The sequence below is a fragment of the Paraburkholderia sp. J7 genome (genome assembly GCF_905220155.1).
In the GTDB taxonomy this organism is placed as follows: domain Bacteria; phylum Pseudomonadota; class Gammaproteobacteria; order Burkholderiales; family Burkholderiaceae; genus Paraburkholderia.
Genome location: NZ_CAJMYZ010000014.1, coordinates 235,417 through 258,552, shown reverse-complemented (window position 1 = coordinate 258,552; position 23,136 = coordinate 235,417). Strand labels below are relative to the sequence as shown.

Annotated in this window: 21 protein-coding genes; 6 read left to right on the top strand and 15 right to left on the bottom strand. The window is 64.7% G+C overall.

What is annotated here, in order from left to right; all coding sequences use genetic code 11:
- The first annotated feature begins 372 nt into the window (after positions 1-372).
- Entirely contained in the window at positions 373-1,098 is a 726-nt protein-coding gene (locus U5A58_RS23535; RefSeq protein ID WP_321963225.1) for a cytochrome c oxidase assembly protein, read from the top strand.
- Positions 1,095-1,607: a CopD family protein gene (locus U5A58_RS23530; protein WP_321963224.1), complete on the top strand. Its 513-nt coding sequence runs from the start codon at positions 1,095-1,097 to the stop codon at positions 1,605-1,607. Before U5A58_RS23535 ends, U5A58_RS23530 begins: the two co-directional genes overlap by 4 nt.
- On the opposite strand, the gene U5A58_RS23525 is transcribed toward U5A58_RS23530, so the two are convergent.
- A complete protein-coding gene (locus U5A58_RS23525) occupies positions 1,571-2,083 on the bottom strand; it encodes a DUF2231 domain-containing protein (RefSeq protein WP_321963223.1) in 513 nt (170 codons plus the stop codon). The two genes, U5A58_RS23530 and U5A58_RS23525, sit on opposite strands and share 37 nt — an antisense overlap.
- A gap of 87 nt (positions 2,084-2,170) precedes the next feature.
- Here U5A58_RS23525 and coxB point away from each other — a divergent pair, with 87 nt between their 5' ends.
- From coxB to U5A58_RS23505, 4 genes are read left to right on the top strand one after another with little or no spacing between them, the layout of a single operon-like run.
- Positions 2,171-2,821: a cytochrome c oxidase subunit II gene (gene coxB, locus U5A58_RS23520; protein ID WP_321963222.1), complete on the top strand. Its 651-nt coding sequence runs from the start codon at positions 2,171-2,173 to the stop codon at positions 2,819-2,821.
- A complete protein-coding gene (gene ctaD / locus U5A58_RS23515; RefSeq protein ID WP_321963221.1) occupies positions 2,818-5,355 on the top strand; it encodes a cytochrome c oxidase subunit I in 2,538 nt (845 codons plus the stop codon). Before coxB ends, ctaD begins: the two co-directional genes overlap by 4 nt.
- On the top strand, positions 5,352-5,690 hold the full coding sequence (locus U5A58_RS23510) for a hypothetical protein (protein ID WP_321963220.1): 339 nt from the start codon (positions 5,352-5,354) through the stop codon (positions 5,688-5,690). Before ctaD ends, U5A58_RS23510 begins: the two co-directional genes overlap by 4 nt.
- Positions 5,691-5,725: 35 nt before the next feature.
- Complete coding sequence (locus tag U5A58_RS23505) at positions 5,726-7,051, top strand: ferric reductase-like transmembrane domain-containing protein (RefSeq protein WP_321963219.1); 1,326 nt, start codon at positions 5,726-5,728, stop codon at positions 7,049-7,051.
- 173 nt (positions 7,052-7,224) lie between these two features.
- Here the strand turns inward: U5A58_RS23505 and U5A58_RS23500 are convergent, their stop codons facing one another.
- From U5A58_RS23500 to U5A58_RS23435, 14 genes are all read right to left on the bottom strand, one after another.
- Positions 7,225-8,019, bottom strand: a complete 795-nt coding sequence (locus U5A58_RS23500; RefSeq protein WP_321963218.1) for a hypothetical protein — start codon at positions 8,017-8,019, stop codon at positions 7,225-7,227.
- 101 nt (positions 8,020-8,120) lie between these two features.
- Positions 8,121-9,692 carry an alpha/beta hydrolase gene (locus tag U5A58_RS23495; protein WP_321963217.1) on the bottom strand — a complete coding sequence of 524 codons (1,572 nt, stop codon included), beginning with the start codon at positions 9,690-9,692 and terminating at the stop codon, positions 8,121-8,123.
- An 88-nt stretch (positions 9,693-9,780) separates the two neighbouring features.
- Complete coding sequence (locus tag U5A58_RS23490; RefSeq protein ID WP_321963216.1) at positions 9,781-11,280, bottom strand: patatin-like phospholipase family protein; 1,500 nt, start codon at positions 11,278-11,280, stop codon at positions 9,781-9,783.
- A 21-nt stretch (positions 11,281-11,301) separates the two neighbouring features.
- On the bottom strand, positions 11,302-12,768 hold the full coding sequence (locus tag U5A58_RS23485; RefSeq protein ID WP_321963215.1) for an efflux transporter outer membrane subunit: 1,467 nt from the start codon (positions 12,766-12,768) through the stop codon (positions 11,302-11,304).
- Between the two features lie 70 nt (positions 12,769-12,838).
- Complete coding sequence (locus tag U5A58_RS23480; protein ID WP_321963214.1) at positions 12,839-14,479, bottom strand: proton-conducting transporter membrane subunit; 1,641 nt, start codon at positions 14,477-14,479, stop codon at positions 12,839-12,841.
- Positions 14,476-15,990 (bottom strand): complex I subunit 5 family protein, encoded by a 1,515-nt coding sequence (locus U5A58_RS23475; RefSeq protein WP_321963213.1) that lies wholly within the window; start codon positions 15,988-15,990, stop codon positions 14,476-14,478. The genes U5A58_RS23480 and U5A58_RS23475 overlap by 4 nt, the downstream gene beginning before the upstream one ends.
- Positions 15,987-16,334 carry an NADH-quinone oxidoreductase subunit K gene (locus U5A58_RS23470; protein ID WP_321963212.1) on the bottom strand — a complete coding sequence of 116 codons (348 nt, stop codon included), beginning with the start codon at positions 16,332-16,334 and terminating at the stop codon, positions 15,987-15,989. The genes U5A58_RS23475 and U5A58_RS23470 overlap by 4 nt, the downstream gene beginning before the upstream one ends.
- On the bottom strand, positions 16,331-17,275 hold the full coding sequence (locus tag U5A58_RS23465; RefSeq protein ID WP_321963211.1) for a hydrogenase subunit MbhD domain-containing protein: 945 nt from the start codon (positions 17,273-17,275) through the stop codon (positions 16,331-16,333). Before U5A58_RS23465 ends, U5A58_RS23470 begins: the two co-directional genes overlap by 4 nt.
- The gene (gene mnhG, locus U5A58_RS23460; protein WP_321915817.1) at positions 17,272-17,565 is read right to left on the bottom strand and encodes a monovalent cation/H(+) antiporter subunit G; all 294 of its coding nucleotides are present in this window, start codon (positions 17,563-17,565) and stop codon (positions 17,272-17,274) included. The genes U5A58_RS23465 and mnhG overlap by 4 nt, the downstream gene beginning before the upstream one ends.
- The gene (locus tag U5A58_RS23455; protein WP_321915816.1) at positions 17,562-17,846 is read right to left on the bottom strand and encodes a monovalent cation/H+ antiporter complex subunit F; all 285 of its coding nucleotides are present in this window, start codon (positions 17,844-17,846) and stop codon (positions 17,562-17,564) included. The genes mnhG and U5A58_RS23455 overlap by 4 nt, the downstream gene beginning before the upstream one ends.
- Positions 17,839-18,378: a Na+/H+ antiporter subunit E gene (locus U5A58_RS23450; protein ID WP_321963210.1), complete on the bottom strand. Its 540-nt coding sequence runs from the start codon at positions 18,376-18,378 to the stop codon at positions 17,839-17,841. The genes U5A58_RS23455 and U5A58_RS23450 overlap by 8 nt, the downstream gene beginning before the upstream one ends.
- Before the next feature lie 78 nt (positions 18,379-18,456).
- Complete coding sequence (locus U5A58_RS23445; protein ID WP_321963209.1) at positions 18,457-21,531, bottom strand: efflux RND transporter permease subunit; 3,075 nt, start codon at positions 21,529-21,531, stop codon at positions 18,457-18,459.
- Positions 21,528-22,601: an efflux RND transporter periplasmic adaptor subunit gene (locus U5A58_RS23440; RefSeq protein WP_321963237.1), complete on the bottom strand. Its 1,074-nt coding sequence runs from the start codon at positions 22,599-22,601 to the stop codon at positions 21,528-21,530. The genes U5A58_RS23445 and U5A58_RS23440 overlap by 4 nt, the downstream gene beginning before the upstream one ends.
- A 245-nt stretch (positions 22,602-22,846) precedes the next feature.
- Positions 22,847-23,116 (bottom strand): hypothetical protein, encoded by a 270-nt coding sequence (locus U5A58_RS23435; RefSeq protein WP_321963208.1) that lies wholly within the window; start codon positions 23,114-23,116, stop codon positions 22,847-22,849.
- Positions 23,117-23,136 lie beyond the last annotated feature (20 nt).

The following is a 23,136-nucleotide window of genomic DNA, read 5'->3' as shown; positions in this document are numbered from 1 at the left end:
CAAAAACTTCGATAATTTGCATTATGTTAAATAAAACATGAAGTTCGATCCGAGCACGGCACGCTCTACTTAGGACATCGATGAGTTCGCCTGGCAAATGCTGTGAACCTCGCTAGCAGAATCAACGAACCTCAATGGATGCACGCCCGGCATGCGTCGAATAGCCTTCATACGATGGGCAAAGCCTGCGCCGAATATCCCCGGCATACGCTACTCGCGACGTCGGAACAGCATGGACTAACGTGACAATGTCCGCGCGGCGCAGCTCACGAAGCCTTCGTCTGCTACTATCGTGAGCATCCTCGCAGGTCTTGTCACACCAACGGCTAGACGTACATTACAGTACGATTCAGATCCGGAGGGCAGCGTGTCATGCCAGCTTCACTGATCGCCTACTGCGGCCCCGCAGGCACTCCTGAAGATCTGTGGCTGCGCTGGAACACCGATCCGTTGTTGCTCACCGCGCTTGCGGCTCTGGCATGTGTCATTGCCCGCGGGCGCAGCGCCGATGCACGCGCCGCCTGGCTCGCGCTCGCGCTCATGGTCGTCGTATTCGTCTCGCCGCTTTGCGCGCTGTCGTCAGCGTTGTTCTCGGCGCGAGTCACGCACCACATCATCCTCATCGCCGCCGTCGCGCCCTTGCTGGCACGAGCCTTTCCGCTGCCGCGCATTCCCTCGCCTCCTCTCGTGCCGGTGGTCGCCGCACATGCCGTCATCGTCTGGCTCTGGCATGCCCCGGGGCTTTATACGTGGGGCCTCGCCACCGTGCCCGCCTACTGGCTGATGCAAGCCACACTGCTCGGGAGTGCATGGTTGATGTGGCGCAGCATATTCTCTCCGCAAGTCCAGACCGGCGTCGCATTGATGGCGCTGGTCGCGACGATCGGGCAGATGGGCCTGCTCGGCGCCCTGATCGTCTTTTCTCCTCGTCCGCTCTACGTGGTGCATTTCGCCAGCACTGCCGCGTGGGGACTCACGCCGCTCGCCGATCAGCAACTGGCCGGACTATTGATGTGGGTGCTCGCGATGACCCCTTATCTCGCCGCTGGACTCTGGATCGCATGGTCCTCGCTGCGCGCCGGGGAGCCCGCACTGTGACAACTGTCCTGAAGTTCATCCATCTGGCCGCGATCGCGATCTGGTCGGGCGGCCTCATCGTGCTGCCGTTCCTGTTCTGGCAGCGGCGCACGCTGCCGGTCGGGCCGGAACTCGACCGGTTGCACCGCATCACGAGGCTCGTTTATGTCGAACTGACCTCACCCGCCGCCTTCGTCGCTATCGCAAGCGGCACGGCGCTGATCTTCCTGCAGGCCACGTTCGTTGAATGGTTCACGGTGAAGATGGTGTTCGTCGGCATCATGGCGATGCTGCATGTTCTGGCCGGCCTCGTGCTCCACCAGCTTTTTCTGCCCGAGGGACACTTTAGCCGCCTTGCGTCGATTGCTCTCGCAACCGCTTATGTGTTTGTTATCGTCGCGATCATCTGGGTCGTACTCGCCAAGCCGCACATCCCCTCTAGCATGTTCGCCCCGCACCTGTTCGAGCCCGGCGGGCTCTCCCGCTGGATGCATCAGTCCTTCGGGGAAACCAGAATGCCAACGCCATGATCGAACACGAGCTTGCCTCCATGCCAGCCGGCGAAGCCCGTCATCACCGTGGCGAGGACCGACAGCGCGAGCCCGTGCGGCAGCACCTCTGCGGGATAGAGAAGGCGCAAGCCCCAGTTTGCGCCCGCGATCGCGAGGAGCGTCATGGCGGCCACGGCATGCGACCAGCTGGCTTCCCTCAGGCGGATGCCGCGCACGAGCAGCAGTTCGGCCGTACCGGCAAGGCTGGCCCCCACGCCGCTCCAGAACGCAAAGCCGGCGGCCCAAAGACCCGCCCTCACCCAGAACGGATCGCCCGACCACCAGTAGAGGACATCGACGCCCAGCGTGGCGACCACGAATGCAATCGGGAAGTGCACCATCATCACGTGAATCGGGTGACCGACGAGCGCGACGACCGAGCCTGCATCGAGCCGCAACAACTCGAGCATCACTTCGCTGTGGCCTTGAGATCCGGAATCGTCTTTCTTTGCCATGGTCAATCCTCCCTGCGACGAAGGCGTGATACCTCAAGCCATCATAGTGTCTTGCGTGTGCTGGTCCAAGCCGGATTGGTCGCCGCGTTGTCCGCCTGCGCCGGTCCACTCTCGACGCTCTCGCCGTCCGGGCCTGCCGCGGCTTCGATCGCCGGGCTCTGGTGGGTCATGCTGGTGGGCGCGGCCGTGCTGTTCGCACTCGTGCTCGCGCTGTTCTTCCTCGTCATCCGGCGACCGGGCTGGGGCTCGGGGGTGTCGCCCGCGCGCTGGATCGTGCTGGGCGGCCTTGTGCTGCCGGCTGCGATCCTGATTCCCCTGATCGGCTACGCGCTCTATGCGGGCGAACGGCTGCTGCCGCTGCCGGGCCGCACCGCGCCGCGCATCGAGGCCATTGCGCAGCAATGGAGCTGGACCTTCCGTTATCCCGATGCAGGCGGCCTCGAAACGAAGAACGTGCTGCACCTGCCCGCCGGCACGCCCGTCGACATCGTCGTCACGAGCGAAGACGTCGTGCATGCGTTCTGGATTCCGCGCCTTGCCGGCAAGATCGACGCGATCCCCGGGCATGAAACGCGCCTGCGCGTAGAGGCCGATCAGCCGGGCCAGTACGAAGGCCTGTGCAACCAGTTCTGCGGTCTCGGCCATGCGGGCATGCACTTCGCGGTGATCGTCGATCGTCCCGAAGACTATTCCGCCGCCCTCAAAGAAGCGGCCGCCAGCGGGGAGGTGAAGAAATGAGCGTGCCGGTCGAGCCTGAGTCACACGGCATGAACGCGCTGCGGCTGCACCGCCAGCTTGCCGCGATATGGGCCACGGGCCCGGGTGTCCAGCGGCTCTCCTCCGTGAACCACACCGTGATCGGCATGCGCATGATGATCACCTCGTTCGTGTTCTTCGCGATCGCGGGTGTCCTCGGCATGCTGACGCGCGTGCAGCTCGCGAGCCCGCATGCCGCCTTCATGGACGCGGAGACCTACAACCAGGTCTTCACGATGCATGGCTCGATGATGCTGTTCCTGTTCGCGATTCCCATGGTGGAAAGTTTCGCGGTCTACATCACGCCAAAGATTCTCGGCACACGCGACTTCGCGTTTCCGCGGCTCACGGCCTACGGCTACTGGTGTTACCTGTTCGGCGGCACGATCCTGACCGTGGCGCTCATCATGCATGTCGCCCCCGACGGCGGCTGGTTCATGTACACGCCACTTAGTTCCAACGTGTATACGCCGGGGATCAACGCCGATGTCTGGCTGCTCGGCGTGACCTTCGTCGAAATATCGGCGCTCTCGCTCGCGATGGAGATCGTCGTCTCGATCCTCAAGATGCGCGCGCCCGGCATGTCGCTGGACCGCATGCCGATCTTCGCGTGGTACATCCTCGTGACGGCCATGATGATGATCGTGGCCTTTCCGCCGCTGATCCTCGGCTCGATCATGCTCGAGGTCGAGCGCGCGTTCGGGCTGCCGTTCTTCGACCCGCGCCGCGGCGGCGATCCACTGCTCTGGCAGCACCTGTTCTGGCTGTTCGGCCACCCGGACGTCTACATCATCTTCCTGCCGATGGCGGGCGTGCTCTCGACGATCATCCCGGTGTTCGCAAGGCATCCGCTCGTGGGCTACCGGACCATTGTCGTTGCGATCATCGCGCTGGCGTTCCTGAGCTTCGGCATCTGGGTCCACCATATGTTCACGGTGGGCATTCCGCATCTGGCGCTGGCGTTCTTCTCGGCGGGCTCGGCGATCGTCGCGGTGCCCACCGCGATCCAGTTCTTCGCGTGGCTCGCCACGCTGTCGCACGGCCGGCCGCGCTGGGATGTGCCGATGCTGTACATCTTCGGCTTTTTCTTCGTGTTTACGGCGGGCGGCCTGACCGGCGTGATGCTCGCCATCGTGCCGTTCGACTGGCAGGCACACGACACCTATTTCGTCGTCGCGCATATGCATTACGTGGTGGCTGGCGCCCTTGCCTTCCCGATGCTGGCCGCGTTCTACTACTGGCTCCCGTTGCTGACCGGCCGCACTGCCGTGCACAGGCTTTCGCTGCCCGCCTTCTGGCTTGTCTTCATCGGCTTCAACATGACCTTCTTCCTGATGCACCTGACCGGCCTGCTCGGCATGCCGCGGCGCATCTTCACCTATAGCGGCGACGAAGGCTGGAACTGGCTCAACCTGCTCTCCTCGGTCGGCGGATTCATCATGACGATCGGCTTCGCGCTGGTGGCGATCGACATCGTCGTGCAACTGCGCTTCGGCAGACGCGTGCGGCGTAATCCGTGGGATTCGACGACGCTCGAATGGGCCATGCAGATCCCGCCCGCGCCCTACGCGTTTGCTTCGCTGCCGCGTGTGGGCGCCCAGACGGACGGCATCGGCCCGGGCCAGCTTGCCGTGTCGCTCGCACGCGGTGAAGGCTATCTCGGCTTTACGCGCAACGGCTGGCAGGAAACGCTTGGCGTACACATGACGTCGGGTGAACCCGACCAATTGATCGTGCTGCCGAACGCGACGTATCTACCGCTATTCACCGCACTCGTAACGGGCGCCGCGGTGCTCGCGATGCTGTTCAAGTTCTACCTGCTATCGGCCGGGCTCGCCTTCGTGACGTTCGGCATGTTCGTCTTCGCCGGACAGCGCGCGGGACTGCCGCGCGACTATGGTCCGCTGCCGGTGGGCCACGGCGTCAGCGTGCCGCCGCATACGGAAGTGGCGAGCGCGCCGTCGTGGCTTGCGCTCGTTTGCGCTCTGGTCGCGAACGGCACCCTGTTCACTTCGCTGATCTTCGGTACGTTCTATCTCTGGATCGCCGCGCCAAACTGGCCCGCTGCCGCGACGCCGCAGCCGAGCCGTTTGCTCGTACTCCTCACGATAGCGGGGCTCGCCGTCGCGTCGGCAGCCGCGCGCGGCTCGCTGCGCACCACCACGGCGGGTGGCAAACCGTATGGCTGGATCGTGCTTGCCGCACTCGCACTTTTGGTGGCGCTAGCCGCCGACGTCGCGTTGATCTCCGGCGTCACGCCAGATCCGCGCGCGCATGCGCTCGGCGCAACGGCTGCCGCGCTACTCGCCTACATCGCACTGCATGCCGGCGTCGGACTGCTTTTTCTCGTCAGCAACCTGCTGCGCTTGCGCGCGGGCTTCATCTCCCCGCGGCGATTCACCGACCTGCGCCTGTCGCGCTTGTGGCTCGACTACACAACGGTGACGGCGATCATCGCGCTCGGCCTCGTGCTCGCGTTGCCCGGACTCGTCGCGATGCTCGGAGCGCGGCCATGAACGGGCACCCGCTTGCACCACGGCGGCTGTGGTGGCTCGCCGTCGGCTTCACGATCTGGTGTCTTGCGCTCGTGATCCTGTATGCGCTGCACGCGATCGGTTGCGCATTCGGCTGGCCGGCAGGCCCGCTGCGCCTGAGCCTCGTGATCGTGCTGCTCGCGCATCTCGTCGCGATCGGCTGGCTGTGGCGCTATCGTGCGGCCGCGCGGCGCGACCCCGGTCCCGAGCCGATCAGCACCTTCCTGCATAGCGTTGTCATCTGGACCTTGATCGCGGCGCTTGCCGCCACCGTCATCACGTTTGGGCCCGCGCTGTTGCTGACCACCTGCATTTGAGCAGTGCGTAGCAAACCTGGCGTAGAGGGGGTTTCATGAAGGCTCGCGATCTCGTGCGCAAAGCCATCTGGTTGGCCATCTATCTGCTCTTCATACTCGCCCCGCTTTTCGCGCTGCTCGCGGGCAATCTGCCTCCCGCGCGCAATTTCGGCACGGAGTTTTCGGTTGCGCTCGGCTATTCCGGTCTTGCGATGATGGGTCTGCAATTCGGCCTCACCGCCCGCTTTCGGCACGTCACTGAACCGTGGGGCGAGGACGTCATCTATCACTTTCATCGGCGTGTCTCGCTGCTGGCCGTGGGTCTCGTCGCGGCGCATCCTCTGATCCTGATCGCCATCCGCTCGGAATCGCTCGCGATGCCGGACTCCATCCGGGATATCCCTTGGGGTGCCCGCTTCGCAGTCCTGTCGATCGGCGCGCTTGTCGTGCTCGTGGTAACCGCCCTGTGGCGCAAGCAGCTGAAAATCCGCTACGAGACGTGGCATCGGTCGCATATCGTGCTCGCGCTGACCGCAATCGGCGCGGGCATGCTGCACATGGTCGGCTGGGGCTTTTACCTTACCGATCCGTTCAAACGGATTCTGTGGATCGGCATGACGATCTTCTGGATCGCGTTGCTGCTCTATGTGCGCATCGTCAAGCCGCTCTTCATGCTGCGCAGGCCCTATCGCGTCGTCGAGGTGCGCAGTGAACGCGGCGACACCACCACGCTCGTCATGCAGCCCGACGGTCACGCGGGGTTTCGTTTCAAGCCGGGCCAGTTCGGTTGGCTGACGCTATGGGCCAGCCCCTTTCGCATCACCGGGCACCCGTTTTCGTTCTCGTCGAGCGCCCAGGCGCCGGACGGGCGCGTCGAAATGACGATTCGCAATCTCGGCGACTTCACTAGCGCTGTCAAAACGGTCGCGGCCGGGCAGCGCGTGTATCTCGACGGCCCGTATGGCGCGTTCACGATCGGCAATCCGACGGATATGCATGTGCTGATCGCGGGCGGCATCGGCATCACGCCGATGATGAGCATGATCCGCACGCTCGCCGACCGCGGCGACAAGCGTCCGCTGGTGCTGCTCTATGGCAGCAAGGACTGGGAATCGCTGACGTTCCGCGAAGAGCTGGACGCGTTGAAGGAGCGGCTCGATCTGAAGGTCGTCTATGTTCTCTCGGAGGCGCACCCGGGCTGGACCGGCGAAACCGGCCGCATCGACGCGGACCTGTTCAGGCGTCACCTGCCGCCGGAGTACACGGATCACGAGTACTTCATTTGCGGGCCGGATGTCATGATGGACGCCATCGAAACCGCGCTGGGCAACATGAAGGTGCCGATTGCCCGGTATCACTCCGAACGCTACAGCTTCGTGTAGGAGAACCACCATGCGCCGCTTGCTAGCCGATCGTCTGGTCGTTGCCACGGGCGTGATTGTCGTTGTGCTCGCACTCGTGTTTGCGTTCTTGCGGGTGGCGTCGCGGCAGTAGACTTTCGCTTCGTATTCAGCGCTATCGTGGCGGCTATCTGAAACTTTGCAGGCCGGACACGTCAGCGCGGCGTGCGGGAATGGTCGATCGCTGCCTGCGGTGCGACCGTGCCTGCCGCGAAGCGCGGTGCGGCGTTCGCCACCAGAATCAGCGCGGCACCGGCGAGGCCGCTCGACACATGCTTCAGCGCATGTCCGGCGAGCACATGATGCGTGAGTTCCCACACCTGCCAGTCAAGGCTCTCGAAGATCTTCGCCACCCCGTAGAAAACGATCACCATTGTCCAGCCCAACACGCTGTCCACCTTGCGCGTGAGCGTCAGGCCGACGATGAACATGAGGCCGCCGAACTGCAGGATCGCGTATGGCCACAGGCTGTTGAGCGCGAGCCAGTAAGCGATCGTGCCTAGCGACACGGCAACCATGATCAGCAACGGTACCCAGCCCACACGCTGCCCGGTGTTCGACGTCCAGAGCATCGCCAGGATGCCGGCGAAGACGATCGTCATCGGTAGGCGATCCCAGACGAGCGTCGCGTCGGAAGGCGCCCAGTGATAGTAGGCCGACCCGATTGCGGTGAGCACGAGCCCGAATCCGGCGACGACCATGCCGGGGAATTTTGGCGGCTGCCGGTTCTGCGGGTACGCGTTTCGCTGCGCCCAGCCGAGGCAGGCGACCCCGGCCGCCAGAATGACGAGATTCGACAGCACGTCCGCCGCATGCGGTATCGAGCCCAGCGCGCGCTGGTCCGCGAAGTGGTGATAGGACGCTGGCTGCGCGAGCGGCCATACCAGCTGCAACACCGTGCCCGCTACGAACAGCAGGATGCTGCCAAGCAGCAATCGGGGAATGTTCACGGAGCTCGTCTCCGGGTATGACGTCACACTCGACAGGCGCTTGCGCACCCTCCCCGTATGATCGGACAATCCGGGCCCGGTAACAAGGTTGGCTGGATCGGTTACGGCTCGTCGTAATCGCCGCTGGCCTGCTCGAGTTCCTTCAACTCCTCTGCGGGGTCTTCCGGCTTCCCGGCAGCGGTCTCGTGAGTGCGCTTCGGCGAATCGACAACAGGAGGGGGCATCTTGCCGATCCCCTCGTCGATACGTTGCAGGAGATACGGGAAGAACGGATTCGATGCGATCCGGAACATCGAGTCGAGCGTCAGAATCAACGTGCCGCGCTCTCCGCGCGGCGCGAGCGTACCCAGGTTGACATTGAAGTTCTCGTCGTCGCCCGGCTTGATGCCGTAGAGTGCGTCCGTCACGGGGAATGGAATCGCCACATGCGATAACGAAAAAATATCCGGCGGATAGTCGATCTCCAAAGGCCGAACATGAGTTTCCACACCGCCGGCATCGACACTGCGCTCGACCGTATGAGCCGAATCCTGTGACGCGTTGGCAATGACCGTGGTGCGATAGTTCTGCGGCCCGATGCGCAGCAACCGCGTGAGCGCGGAATAGGACGCGACGCGCAGGAAGGTTCTGAAGCTCACGCTGCGGTTCACGTCGAACAACACGATTTCACTGCCGTTTGCGGGAAGCTTGTCATACAGCGACGACATCACAGCAGGCGTGCTGACCGTGAAATCGGTCACCGACTGGAACGTCAGTACGGGAGGGAGCGCACTCAACTGGTTATCGCGTTCGAGCCTCGCCATCTGGTCCTGGATGGTGCTGGTAAGCAGCCAGGACTGACGCGCTGCGTTCACCGGGAACGAGTTGTATTTGAAGGGGTTGAATTCCGGCACGATGCCGAGCCAGGCGGCCCGCGCGAATGCAGGCAACACCGCGGGTAGGCCCACGAGGCCCGCAAACCGCGCGTAACGGGTCACGCCGATCATCGGCGAAATGAGCACGAGCCGGGTGGGACGCGTGAGCGCGGGGTTCTCGATGGCGTCCATCGCATATTGCAGGGCGAGCGCGCCGCCGTTCGAGAAGCCGATCAGTTCGAGCGGCTTGTCCGGGCCCACGCGCCGGCGCGCTTCGCGCACCGCGAGCCGCGTTGCCGCTGCCCAGTCTTGCCAGGTGACGTTGGTCAGTCCCGCAGGCACGGTTCCGTGTCCAGGCAAACGGATGGCGATCGCGACAAAGCCTCGGTCGCGATAGTTGCGCGCGATGTGCCGCAAGCTGTAGGGCGAGTCCGTCATGCCGTGCAGCAGCACCACCGCACCGACCGGCGGCCCTGAAGGTTCCAGTATGTACGAGCGGTTCCAGTCCTGAGCGAAGTGCTCCGGATAAATGGGCGAGCCTTCGTAGTAGCGGTTCGACGGGACACGTTCGGATGCTTTGACCTTTTCGACGACGTTGACGCGCACATCCTCGAAAAGACGCGACTCTTCCCGCATGTACGCATTCCAGTCGCCGGCGTCCATGTCTTCGACGGTCATCTCGCGCGGTACGTAGGTGTGCCAGACCGACAGGTCCGGGCCGCGCAGCGAAGACCACGCCCGCAATCCCAATGCGAGCAGCGCGAGCACGACCAGAATCGACACACCTATTTTTATTACCTTCAGCGACGTGCGTAGCATTGGTTTTCTCTCGGAGGCAGCTTCAGAACACAGTATGGGAGATTCGCGCTTTTTTCGGCGAATCGCCGTCCTGGGGCGCCGGGCGTTGCTACGGCACATCCGCCTTGTTGTTCGCGGCCGGCACGCTGCCCGATTCGACCTTGCCGGTCTCAGGCGGGTCGACAATGCGCGCCCCTGCCGCCTTGAGGGCGGCCTGGAATTGCGGGGAGGCCAGGATGATCGTGCTCGCCGCGTTGCGCAAGCGATCGATTGCCTCGTCCGGCAACGCAAGTGAAGTCGGCAATTGATTGAGGCCGTCTCGCTGGGCTTTGTCGGCCAGTGCATCGAATGACACGTCGACCACGTAGATATCGGTGTCGGGCGCTTCCACGGCCCGGGCCAGCGCGGGGTCCTTGTTGTCCCTGAACGCCTCGGAGTTGCGGATCTGGCGCAACAGCGCCCATCGCGCCTTGATGTCCTGCAATAGCTCGATGGATTCGCTGGAAAATCGATCGATCGGCACGCCAACGGCCTGGACAAGCGTCCGGATTGCGCCCGGTGGACGTTCGGAAAGGTTCCAGCTGGTCGAAGGCGACGACGCCGCGTTCACGACGAAGATAATCAGTCTGCGTACGTTGTCGAGCGGCGCGGGTTGGCCGGCTTCGTGGAGCGCCTCGAATGTTCCGATGAAGTCCAGCACGCCCCTGAGCCCCAGATTGTCGGAAATGCCGCCATCGACGAGATGGAAATACGGGTTCTCGGTCGAGTCGACGATTTCGCGCAAATCCTGCAGTCGATTGAGGATACGGCTCGCGGATCTTTGCACCGTGCCGGCTCTGGCAAGCGCGTGACTCCACTCGGGTTCTTCGTAGCCGCACGTGCCGCCGTAGTTGTTGATCGTAATCGGAGCCAGAACCACCGGCACGGCAGAGGACGCCGCCGCCGCGCGCGAAAGCTTGAATGGACCGAGATCCGCGCACATGACGTCGAAGTTCTGCTGGAGAAACACGACGCGCGACCCCGTCGTCAGTTCCGTTGCGCTGACCGCGATCATCGGACCGCCCTTGCGCTCGAGTTCGGCGAATGTCGCGTTGTTGAACAGGACTTCGTCGTACAGTTTTGCCGCCAGCTCGGAGCGGCTCCAGCGCGCGGAAGCCAGCGCGGGCCAGTTCACCGGGTTCAGGATCCGGGCGACGAGTTCGCGCTGTACGTTGCGCTTGAGAAAGCGGTCCTCGTAGATGTCGAACAGATGCTTGCCGTAAAGCCCGTACGCCAGCGCGGTGAAGCTGCCGCCGGAGACGCCGGTGATCAGATCCACCTCATCGAGCAAGCGGATTTTCTCGCCCGACGCGCCCGTCACTTCGATACGCTGCAGCGTCTCCAGCGTTCCATAGGAAAACGCCGCCGCACGCATTCCGCCACCGGAGAAGGCCAGAATGACCATGTCCTGCCTGCCGGGCCGGTTGCCTTCCAGCCGGTCGAACGGGCTCAACTGCTGCGGGTCGTACTGAATGATCGGCGGGTTCACGGGCCGCGTCGCGCAGCCGCAGAGCAATAGCAACGACGCGGCGGCGAGCCATACGGCGTACTTCCATGAACGCACGACCATGTCACGGGAGCCTGTGTGAATTCACCTGCCCTGCGGGGCGCTCACCTTTCGTTCGGCGCTCAGGGACACGGGCGTATGCGAATCGGCGATATCCACCCAGCCACCGCCCATGGCCTGATACACGCTGATCACCTGGTTATAGCGCGAGGCCTGCAGGCTGGCGAGGGTGAGCTCGGCGGAGAACAGGTCGTTTTCGGAGATCAGCACTTCGAGATAGCCAATCAGGCCATCTTCGAACTTGAGGCTCGAGAGGCGCGCGTATTCGCGCAACGCGTCGACACGCTGCTGCTGAAGCCCGGTCTGCTCGATCGTGTTCTGTGAGCTGACAAGCGCGTTGTTGGTATCGTTGAACGCGCCCAGCACGGTCTGCCTGTAGATCAGTTCTGCCTGGCGCTTTTGTGCCTCGGCCGACTGCACCTGACCGCCAATCGCGCCCGCCGTGAAGATCGGCCCGGTCACACCCGCTGCAATCGACCAGAGCGCCGCGGGCCCGGAAAGGAAGTCGCCGAAGGCCGTGCTGACCGAACCGAGCGCACCGGTTAGCGAGATGGTCGGATAGTAAAGCGCCCGCGCGGCGCCGACATTCGCATTGGCGGCCACCAGATTTTGTTCGGCTTGCAGAATATCGGGCCGCCGCTCGAGCAGACTCGACGGCAGATCGGCAGGAATGACGGGAAGCACCAGCTCGCTCACCGACTTGCCGCGCGGAATCGGCCCAGGATTGCGCCCCAACAGAATGGAAATGCCGTTTTCCACGATGGCAATCTGCTGCTCGATGGCCGGTATCGTGGACTGCGCGAGTTTGTACTGCGACTGCACTTGCGAAAGCTCCGTCTGGGAAACGAGGCCCTTGCGATAGCGCAGCTCGAAAATGCGTAACGTTTCGCCGAAGTTATTCGCCGTGGCCCGCGCGATTTCGAGTTGCCGGTCGAGTCCGCGCAGTGTGATGTAGCTGGTCGCCACGCCTGTCACGAGCGAAAGCACGACGCCGCGCTGGGCCTGTTCGCTGGCATAGACCTGCGCCTGTGCGGCTTCGGTCAGGCGTCTTACCCGGCCGAACAGGTCGATTTGCCAGGAAGCGGACAGCGCGCCCTGATAGAGATTGAATACGGGATCGAGCAACGGCGAGAGCGGGGGCATCCCGACCTCGCTAGTCCGGTTGCGGCTCACGTTCGCGCCATAACCGACTTGCGGCAGACCCTGCGAGCGCGCCGAGCGCAACAGGCCGATGAACTGGTCGACACGCGCCGCAGCGACACGCACATCCAGATTGCCCTCCAGCGCGGCCTGGATCAGATCGTTCAACACCGGATCGTCGAACTGTTCCCACCATGCCGTGTTCACGACGGCTTCGGCCGCGGGCAAATCGACCCGCCACGTTGCGGGCACCGGCACCTCGGGGCGGCTGTAATCTGGGCCCACGCTAAAGCAGCCGACCAGGCAACTGGTAGCGGCGGCAAGTATCGCAGTCCACATCCGCGTTCTCATGACGTACTCCAGGTTCTGCTGCGACCGCGTCGCATAGGCGCAGGCGGTGCGCTCGTTTGCGCCACACACATCATGCCGCCACCGCCAGCAGGCCACCGAACAGCAGCGCTGCGAGCAATAGCGTCAGACACGACACGGACCACCCACGCACGAATGCATCCGTACACACCGCGATTCGTGCGGCCTGCGCGCCGCCTCGTTGCAGTCCGCGCAAGAGGCCGCCTACGTCGCCCACGGGCACGGACGGCACGGTCTTGCCCCATCGGCTCCAGCCAATCGCGAGCGCCGCGCCAACGAGTACCGGCCACAGCGCGGACCACAGCGCCGCGGGAGCCAGGGCTTCGGGTAGCGAGCCGACCGGGATACGCAGATACAGCACCCACGGAACGGCCAGCGAGGCCACCACCATTGCGAGCCACGCGCCTCTGAGCGGCCCCGGAGCGCGCGCGTTGTAATGGGTCGTGCCCATCGCGCCGAGACAGCGCACGAAATGAAGCATCAGCAACGTGGTTGCGGCTGAAGACGCCGCAGCCAGCATGCCGGCCAGATCGCCGGACAGCAGATCCTTGGCCGCGTATTTGGCCAGCGAGCCGCCGGTCAACGGCAAGCCGCCGAGGCCGAGCGCGACGATCGCCGTGGGCACCTGCACGAGGCGCAACGATCCGGCGCCCGTCAACGCGACCACGCCCACGGCCAGAAACAGCGTGCCTTTCACGAGCAGATGGTGCGCGGCATAGTAAGCGGCCGCCAGCACGGTGGCGGGATCGCCAGCGGCCAGCCCCATGCCGATCACGGCCATCAGGAAGCCCATCTGGCTCACGCTCGAGTACGCCAGCACGACCTTCGGCTGAAACTGGGTGATGCCGATTGCCACGCCGTAGAACGCGCCGAACATGCCCAGCGCCGCGAACGGAATGCCGAACTGCGGCCATGCATTGTTCGAAGCGAATGGCAGAAAGCGGACCAATGCGATCACACTGGCCTTGACCACCGCGCCGCTCAGCACCGCCGCCGCGGGAATGGGCGCAGCGCGATAGGCGTGCGGCATCCAGAAGTGCAACGGCACCATCCCGGCCTTCATGCCGAGGCCAACCAGCAGCAACAGCACGGTGGCATCGCGCCATGGCGAGCCCGGCAAGGCGGCAGCCGCATCGCGAATCAGCAGGCTGCCGCCGGGCGTAGCCTGTGCCAGCAGGACAAGCCCGCCCAGCACGAAGGCCTCGGCCAGCAAGGCAACGCCAAGATAGAGTGCGCCCGCATAGCGTGCTTCGGGTCCGTCGCCCTGGAGCACCAGCCCGCTGGCGCCGACACTCAATACCGCCAGCATCAGATAGAAGCCAGGCAGATCGGCCGTCAAAAACACGCCCACGCTGCCGGTCAAGGCCATGAACCAGCAGACGACAAACCCATCGATATCTTCGCGGCCGCGTACATATCGCGCGGCGTAGATGCCGGCGAAGAACCACAACAGCGCCGCCGTGCCGAGCAGCAACGCGCCCGGCGTATCGAGCGCGAAACGCAGGGCGAACCGGCTGTGGCCGAGCGTCAGCGTTTCGCTCTGCCCCGCCCCGACTGCCGCCGCCAGCGCAGGCAGCGCAGCGATCGCGAACCACGACGGCAAGCGCCTGCGAACAGGCGCGCAGGCGCAAAGCAGCAGCATCAGCAATGGCAAGCCGATGGCGGCGGCGAGCAGACCTTGGGACATGTTCATGGCAACCCCGCCTGCGGCATCACGGTGCGGCCAATCTGCGCCACGTCGACCGGCAGCAGCACGGCGAGGCCAAGCAGGAACGAACACGTTGCGAGGCCGAGCACCGCGAGCTGCTGGTAACGGGGCACCCGCCGTTGCGGCGACCAGCCGGGCGCGGCGGGCTCCATCGCGCGCACCACCACCATGAAGACGTAGACGCTCGTGAGCAGGCCGCCCGCCAGCATCACCAGCGCCCACCACCATTGCCCCGTCGCGAGCGCCGCCGACATCAGCAGCCACTTGGCCAGAAAGCCCCCCGAAGGCGGCAAGCCGATCAACGTCGCGCCGGCCAGCGCGAATGCCGTCAACGTCATGGGCAAGGCGCGGGCCGCGCCGCGCAGGTCGGCCAGGCGGTCATGACCCAGCGTGCTATAGATCAGCCCCGCCGCGAGGAACATGGCCGCTTTGGCGCTAGCGTGTGAAATGACCTGCAACAGGCCGCCCGTGACGGCGCGGGCGCCATCGTGCTGCGCGGCGAGCGGAAACAGCAGGAACAGGTAGCCGATCTGCGCGACCGTCGAGTAAGCGATCAGGAGCTTCAGGCGCGCCTGGCGCAGCGCCACCACGTTGCCGAAGAGGATCGCCATCGCGCCGAGTCCCGCCAGCAGTTGCGCGCTGGATGCGCTCACGATGCCGGCGAAGACATCGAGCCACAACCGCACCACCACGAACCACGATCCTTTGACGACCAACGCGGACAGCAGCGCGCTGGCGGCGGCGGGCGCGCCCGCGTGCGCTGGCGGCAGCCACAGATGCAGCGGAAAAAGCGCGGTTTTGGCGAGCATGCCTGCTGTCATCAGCGCCAACGCAGTCCAGGCCAGCGGCTGAGCGCCGATCCTCGCCGCAAGCAGCGCGATGTCGAGCGTGCCGTAGGCGCCATACAACAGAAAAACACCCAGCAGATACAGCATCGAACCGATCAGCGCGTACAGCAGATAACGCAGCGCGGCCTGTAGCGTTTCGGCGCGACCATCGAGGGACACGAGGGGAACGCCGGCAAAAGTCAGCAGTTCGAGCGCGACGTAGAGCGTGAAAATGTCTCCGCTGACGAAGACCAGATTGAGCGCCCCCCATACCGCGAGCAGCAGCAGCCAGAATGCGAGCGGCGCGCGCGCCTCGCTCGTGCCGGACGGCGTGCCGAAATCGCCATTCGCGTAGATGGCCACCGCGCCCACCACCACGGCGACCACCACCATCATGCAGACCGAGAGGCCGTCCGCGCGCAGCACGACGCCCAGTGGCGGCGACCAGCCGCCCAGCAGATAACGCAATGCGTCGCCCGAGGCCAGCAGCCTGGCCGCAATCTCCAGCACGACGCCGAAACCCAAGGCAATCGTCACCCAGGCCACACGTTGCGCGAGGCGGCCGCCGAGCGCGAGACCCGCCATCATCCCGGCAAACGGCAACAGAATGGCGAGCGCGAGCAGCAGGCCGCCCGGCGTCGACTGCGCCGCGGGCGCGAGCGTCGTCACGTGGCCTCCGTATTGCGCGCCTGACCCGACGCAGCATCGCCGTCCGCCGAAAGCGAATTCGAGCCCGTTTCCGAGAACCGGCGCAGCATGAGCCCGACTGCCAGCGCGGAAGCGGCGAACGACACGACGATCGCCGTGATCAACAGCGCCTGCGGCACCGGATCGCCGGACATGCCGGCGCCAGCGCCACGATGCGCGATCACCGCACAGGCCAGAAAAACGCCGTTGCCCGTGAGATTGAAGGCCAGCACCTTGCGCAGGGGCTGCGGGTTGACGATCAGGCCGTACAGGCCGAGACCCACGAGGGCGGCGGCGGTCAGGCCGAACAACTGCGAGACGTTCATGGGCTCACCTCCGGCCGCTGGGGTGGCCCGACCAGCAGGAGGACCAGGGTCACGGCAAGCGAAGGCAGCAGCGCGGCTTCGATGATGATGATCCACAGCTTCGCCCGGCCGTCGGGGTACGCCAGCAACGCGCCCGCCATGACGGCGCCGAGCAGGCCAAGCGCGATGAACACGGCCGGCCCGAGGATCAGCACGGCGCGCAACCAGCGCCGGCTGATCGGCGGCGCATCGCGCAGACCGGACATCATGACGAGCAGCCACATTGCGGCAATCACGGTGGCACCCTGAAATTTGCCGCCCGGATGATCGGCGCCGACCCAGAAAATATAGATGCCGATTACGACGCCTATCGGCGGCAACACACGCGCCAGATACACCAGAATGTCGTTGGGGCTCACCACCTGCGCCAGTCCCGGTCTGCCTCCCCAGAAGCGGTCCGGCGCCAGCGACCAGACACCGACCACGCCCAGCAGCAGCACGATCGCTTCCAGCAGCGTGTCGATCGCGCGGAACGACAGCAGGACCGCCGTGATCGGGTTGCCGACGCCAGTCGCCTGAATGTGCTGCGCCACCTCGGGCGCGAGCGTTGGCGCGGGGTCCGGCAAGTTCCACAGGCAAGCGGCAATCACGACGGCGACGCCCGTGGCGGCGGCTCCTGCCGCGACACGCATTGCGAGACCCGGCTCCTCGGCCTGGGCTGCCGCTTCCGTTGGCTGCAGCCGCGAAGCCGCGCGGATCAGCAGCGCGCCGGTCAAACCCGCACCGATCGCCGCTTCGGTCAACGCGACGTCGACCGCGCGCAGCACGAGCCACGCAAGCGTGAGCAGCAGGCCATAAGGAATGAACCCGGCGACCGCGGCGAACGTATCGCGCACCACGACGGTCCATAGCGCGAGCGCCAGCAGCAGAATCCCGATGCCAAAGGAGATGGCGGAGATCATCGGCCCTCCTCCTGCCGGCGCGCCGCGCGCGCGATGAGCTGCGACACATCGGACGACGTCAGCATTACCAGCAGCCAGACCACGATCAGCTTGAGGGCGATCACGATATGGCCCGTCTGCGGCACGAGGCCCAGCACCACCATGCCTAGGCCCAGATTGTCGGCCTTGGTCAACGCGTGCAGCCGCGTGTACGTGTCCGGGAACCGCAACAGCCCGACCGTACCGGCCACGAAGAAGAAAACGCCGGCCAGCATGGCAACGATCGTGAAGACGTCGGCTGCGGTTTTCATTTCCGGTCCTCCTTCGCGATCTCGCCTTCGGCCTGGCGATCGGCCTTGACGAAGGCCACCGAGGCGAACGCCGCAAGCACGGCGAGCGTCAACGCCACATCCACGACCGCTTCGACGCCGCTTGCCGTGCCGACCAGCAGCAAGGCCGCGATTCCTCCCGTGCCGAACAGTTGCGCGGCCATCATGCGGTCGGCGCGCGTGGGCCCGCGCAGCACGCTCAACAAGCCCACCGCCACCATCAGCAGCACCAGCGCGCAAACGGCAATGAGCACGTCAGCCATGACGTTCACCGCTGACCGAAGCGCCCACCAAAGCACCGGCGAGGCGCCGTTCTTCGTCGGCCAGCTGCTCGGCAACGGGCTGCGAAATGTCGAGGCAGTGGTAGACGAGCCCGTCGGCGGTCTCGTCTACCGGAAGCGACCCTGGCAAGAGACTTGTGATGATGGCGAACCCATTGCGGGCCGTTCCCGGCGGAAAGCCGACACGATAGACCACGATGCCCGGCCGCAAAGGCAGGCGCGGGTCCAATGCGCGGCGCGCTACGTCGATACCCGCGAGCAGCGACTGCAAGAGAAAATGCGGCGCGAAGATGAGTAAAGCGCCGAGGCGCAACATGCCTGCGGCGGGAGGCTGCAGACGCAGGCTCATCTGTGTCGCGATGAACGTCGCGATCAGACCGCACGCGAGATCGGCCGGCTTTACGCTCGGCATCAGAATGAACCAAAGCGCCAGAAAACACAGCGCGCGCGCCAGCGCGACGCGCCAATGCGAACGCCAGTCGAGCAGGAAAGCACGCAGCGATGGTGGGCTCATGAACGATGCGCCTCCTCTATGGAAAACCAGCGAGCGCGAACACGGCGGAGGCCCCGGAGGGAATCCGCCCCACGCGGCTTACACCGCCCCGCTCGCCGTACCCGAATGCGATGCCGGCCGGTCTTCCTTGCCGAACACCACCATGTACAGCGCCGGCAGGAACACCAGGGTCAGCAGCGTCGCCACCAGCAACCCGCCCATGATCGCGAAGGCCATGGCGCCCCAGAACACGGTGGGCGCGATCGGGATCAGGCCGAGCACGGTTGAGATCGAGGTCAGCATCATGGGCCGTATGCGCGAAGTGCCCGAGGCAACCACGGCCTCCAGCACACCCATCCCCTCTTGCCGATAGGTCTCGATCTGCACGATCAGGATCAGCCCGTTCTTGGCGATCATGCCGATCAACGCGAGAATGCCCAGAATCGCGACGAAACCCAGCGGCCGGTTGAAGATCAGCAGCGCGAGCACCACGCCTATCAGGCCCAATGGCATCACCGAGACCACCATGGCCAGCCGCTTGAAGCTCACCAGCAGCACCATCATGGTCGTGAGCATCAGCACGATCATCACCGGGATTACGGCAAACACCGACGCTTGTGAAATCGCGCTTTCCTCGAAGATGCCGCCGGTCGCGACGTGGTAGCCCTTGGGCAGCTTCGCGTTGAACTCGGCGATCTTCGGCGCGAGCGTGGCGACGACATCGTCCGGCAGCGTGCCATGCATCACGTCGGCGCGCACCGTGAGCGTCGGAACACGGTTGCGCCGCCATACCAGCGGCGACTCCTGCTCCTCCGTGAACGTCGCGAACTGGCTGAGCGGCACCATCCGGCCACTCGGCGTGGGCACCTGCAACGTACTCAGCGACTGCACCGTCAGCGGCTGCTCCTCCTGCGCTCGCGCCACGACGTTGACGAGGTAAATGTCGTCGCGTATTTGCGTAAGCGGCGTGCCGGTAATCACGGTGTTCATGATGGCGGCCAGCGCCGCGGAACTCACGCCGAGCTGGCGCGCCTCATCCTGATTGATGTGAATGCGGATCTGCCGGGCCGGCTCCATCCAGTCGAAATTGATGTGGCGCGCGCGCTCGTCGGAACCCACGATAGCGGCCAGATCGAGTGCGGTCCTGCGCACCTGCGCCGGGTCGGGGCCCGACACGCGATACTGCAGCGGCCACCCCACCGGCGGCCCCAGTTCCAGCGGAGACACGCGCGCGACGATGCCGGGAAACTGGTCGCTCAGCGTCTTTTCCAGCTTCAATTGCAGCCGGTCCCGTGCTTCGAGATTTTTCGCGACCACAATGATCTGCGCGAAAAACGGATTGGGCAGCTGAACATTGAGCGTGAGAATGAAGCGCACGGCGCCGCGGCCCACATAGCTGCTGAAGTGATCGACATCGGGATCGCTTTTCAACATGGCTTCGAGCCGCGCGACTTGCGCCTCGGTCGCGTGGATCGACGCGTTCTGGCGCAAGGTCAGATCCACCGTGAGTTCGGGCCGGTCCGATGCGGGGAAGAACTGCCGCGGCACGAACCGCACGAGGAAGATCGACACCACGAACGCCGCGAGCGTGATGGCGATCGTCAACCCCTTTAGCCGCAGCGCGCCACGCAGAAAGCGGTCATAGGCCATGAGCATCTTGCCGGGCTTGCGCGGCTCCTTCTCCGGCTTGGGCGCTTTCAGGATCACCACGCCGACGAGCGGCGAGAAAATCACCGCGCCGAACCACGACGCGAGCAGTGCGATGGCGACCACCGCAAAAATGGAAAATGTATACTCGCCCGCCGAACTCTTCGCGAAGCCGATCGGCACGAAACTGGAGATCGACACGAGCGTGCCGATCAGCATCGGCGCGGCCAGCGTGCGGTACGCGAACGTCGCGGCCTGATCCTTGCTGTCGCCGGCGGCGAGCCGGTTGATCATGGCGTCGACCGTGGTCATGGCGTCGTCGACCAGCAGGGTCAGCGCAATGATCAGGGCCCCTAACGACACCCGGTGCAGGTCGATATGCACGGCGTCCATGATCGCGAATACGATCGCGAGCGTGAGGGGAATCGACAGCGCCACCACCGTCCCGGGCCGCACCCCCAGACTCAGGAAGCTGCACACCAGAATGATGATGATGGCCTGCCAGAGCGACGCCATGAAGTCGTTGATTGCGACATCGACAGTATCCGACTGATTGGCGACGAGGAACGGCTCGATGCCGGCGGGCAGGTTCGCGGTGGCGTCGGCCATCTCGGCCTTCAGGTTGTGGCCGAGCGCGAGGATGTCGCCCGAATCGCGCATCGCAATCGCGAGACCGATGGCCGGCTTGCCGTTCACGCGGAACATCGGCTGCGGAGGATCGGCGAAGCCGCGTCTCACCGTGGCGATGTCGCCGAGGCGAACGATGCGACCGCCGAGCACCAGGTTGACATCCTCGATGTCGCGTTCCGAATCGAAGGCGCCCGTCACCCTGAAGAACACCCGCTCCTGCCCGGTTTGCAGGACGCCGGTCGGCCTGATGAGATTTTGCGCTCTCAATGCCGCGACGATGGTCGGGTAATCCAGGCGCAGGCCCGCGAGACGCGTGGTCGAGAACTCGATGTAGATCTGTTCGTCCTGCGCGCCCAGCACCTCGATCTTCGACACGTCGGGCACGAGCAGCAGGCGCGAGCGGATCGCCTCGACGTGATCGCGCAACTCGCGCATGTTGTAGCCGTCGGCGGTGAAGCCGTAGATGATGCCGTAGGTGTCGCCGAAGTCGTCGTTGAAGAACGGCCCGAGTGTGCCGGCCGGGAGCGTTAGCCTCATGTCGTCCACGTTCTTGCGCACCTGGTACCAGATGTTCTGGACCTCGGAGGGCGGCGTGGATTGCAGAAGATCGACGAAGATCGTCGTCTGGCCCGCTGTCGTATAGCTGCGTATGCGATCGAGATGGCGGGTCTCCTGCAACGTGCGCTCGAGCCGCTCGGTCACCTGCGACAGGGTGTCGTCGACTGTCGCGCCCGGCCACGCGGCGGCCACGATCATGGTGCGAAAGGTAAAGACCGGATCTTCGGCACGCCCCAACCGCAAGAATGACAGCGTTCCCGCCACCAGTGCGGCGATCATCAGGAACACCACCAGGGGGCGCTTCGAAAGCGCCCACTCGGAGAGATTCGGGCCAATCACCTGGGAGCCTCGGTCCAGTTAATTTTCTGTCCCGGCCGCAATGCCTGAACACCGGCAGTCACGACCACGTCGCCGGTGGCGAGGCCCTGGGAAACCTGAACGCGGTCCTCGCCATACGCCTGAAGCTCGACCTCACGCACCGAAACCGTCCCCGTCTTCGTATCGATCACCCAGACCGCCGGTTTGCCGCCGGGCTGGATCAGCGCGCTCGAGGGAATTTCGATGGCCGGCGCGCGCTGCAGCGTCATGTGGCCAATGACCGTACTACCAAGGCGCATGGCAGCCGGCGGATTGAGAACTTGAACCCGGACCGCAAAGGTTCCGGTCACCGGATCGGCCCGGGGCGATACTTCGCGCACCTTACCAACGGCGGTGACCTCAGGGTTGCTGGCAAGCGCGATGACAATGTCGGGATTGCCGGGCGCGACATCCTTGATCGCGGCGGGCACATCGAATACGGCATCCACCGCGCCTTCGCGAGCGATCTGCACGACCATGCGGCCAGCCGGAACCACCTCGCCCGGCTCCGCCCCGCGCGCCGTGACCACGCCCGCAACGTCGGAAACCAGATCGGTGTAGCTGAGCCGGTTCTGTGCGATGCTGACCAACGACTGCGCCGAATCGACTTGCGACTGGGTGATCTTCGCCATGGCTTCCGACTGTTCGAACGAAGCACGCGACACGGCATGCTCCGCAAGCAGATCGCGCATGCGGGTGAACATGGTGCGCGCTTCCAGGGCTTGTGCCTGGGCCGCGGCCAGTTGCGCCCGCGCGGACTGCAGGCTGCTTTCCTCGTTCATCCGGTCGAGCCGCGCCAGCACCTGGCCCGCCCGCACGCGGTCCCCGACATCGACGTTGCGGGACGTCATTCTTCCGTCGATACGGAACGACTGATTGATCTCGGCCTGCGCCTGCAACCTTCCGGTCAAGGAGATGGTGGTTCCCGCCTCCTGCTTTTCCACCTTGACGGCGCGTACCGGGCGGACCTCCGTCACCGGCGCTTCTTCGCCTTTACGGCAGCCGGTCAGTGAGCCTGCCGCCAATACGCACAGCAGCGCAGACAGCGTCACGGCCAAAGGCAGGGAAACCGCTCGACCCGTAGCATGATTCGCACACACTGGCGTATTCCTCTGAATCCCTGGAGCGGCTGCCCGCGTCCACCCTGAAATGACTTCGCGCCTTGTTGCCGCCTTGCCGGGCGCGCCGGGGTATCCATCCGAAAACAAAACGATTCAAGCGCTAGCCCATCACGCGCACGTTCTCCGCGCACCGCTCGAGGGACATCGGAAGGCGTCGTACCTGAATACGAAAAGTGCTAGACGATGAACACCCGGATCGAAATGATCCGGGTGGCGAACGTCGCGATGGTGTTGATGAAAGCGGCCTGCTTCACGCCGCGCAGAATGAGAAAGGGAAACAGCCGGATACCAATCGAAGCCACGACGATAGTCGTGACCGTGTTGCTGTAGCCGAAAGCGGGGAAAAATACGCCCCGCATGGCCTTGATCGGCACCCAGTACGAAACGTTGCCAACACAACTGCCGATCGCGGCGCCCGCCATGCCCCCGGCTAGCATTGCGGTCAAGTGCAGCGGCCAACTGCACG

Bases quoted from the DNA above. Each gene is read 5' to 3' on its own strand.
- U5A58_RS23465 (WP_321963211.1), bottom strand. From the start codon at position 17,275: ATGATCTCCGCCATCTCCTTTGGCATCGGGATTCTGCTGCTGGCGCTC.
- U5A58_RS23470 (WP_321963212.1), bottom strand. From the start codon at position 16,334: ATGAACGTCTCGCAGTTGTTCGGCCTGACCGCCGCCGCCCTCGTGGGT.
- U5A58_RS23490 (WP_321963216.1), bottom strand. From the start codon at position 11,280: ATGGTCGTGCGTTCATGGAAGTACGCCGTATGGCTCGCCGCCGCGTCG.
- ctaD (WP_321963221.1), top strand. From the start codon at position 2,818: ATGAGCGTGCCGGTCGAGCCTGAGTCACACGGCATGAACGCGCTGCGG.
- mnhG (WP_321915817.1), bottom strand. From the start codon at position 17,565: ATGAAAACCGCAGCCGACGTCTTCACGATCGTTGCCATGCTGGCCGGC.
- U5A58_RS23485 (WP_321963215.1), bottom strand. From the start codon at position 12,768: ATGAGAACGCGGATGTGGACTGCGATACTTGCCGCCGCTACCAGTTGC.
- U5A58_RS23455 (WP_321915816.1), bottom strand. From the start codon at position 17,846: ATGGCTGACGTGCTCATTGCCGTTTGCGCGCTGGTGCTGCTGATGGTG.
- U5A58_RS23535 (WP_321963225.1), top strand. From the start codon at position 373: ATGCCAGCTTCACTGATCGCCTACTGCGGCCCCGCAGGCACTCCTGAA.
- U5A58_RS23480 (WP_321963214.1), bottom strand. From the start codon at position 14,479: ATGAACATGTCCCAAGGTCTGCTCGCCGCCGCCATCGGCTTGCCATTG.
- U5A58_RS23510 (WP_321963220.1), top strand. From the start codon at position 5,352: ATGAACGGGCACCCGCTTGCACCACGGCGGCTGTGGTGGCTCGCCGTC.
- U5A58_RS23505 (WP_321963219.1), top strand. From the start codon at position 5,726: ATGAAGGCTCGCGATCTCGTGCGCAAAGCCATCTGGTTGGCCATCTAT.
- U5A58_RS23450 (WP_321963210.1), bottom strand. From the start codon at position 18,378: ATGAGCCCACCATCGCTGCGTGCTTTCCTGCTCGACTGGCGTTCGCAT.
- U5A58_RS23525 (WP_321963223.1), bottom strand. From the start codon at position 2,083: ATGGCAAAGAAAGACGATTCCGGATCTCAAGGCCACAGCGAAGTGATG.
- U5A58_RS23495 (WP_321963217.1), bottom strand. From the start codon at position 9,692: ATGCTACGCACGTCGCTGAAGGTAATAAAAATAGGTGTGTCGATTCTG.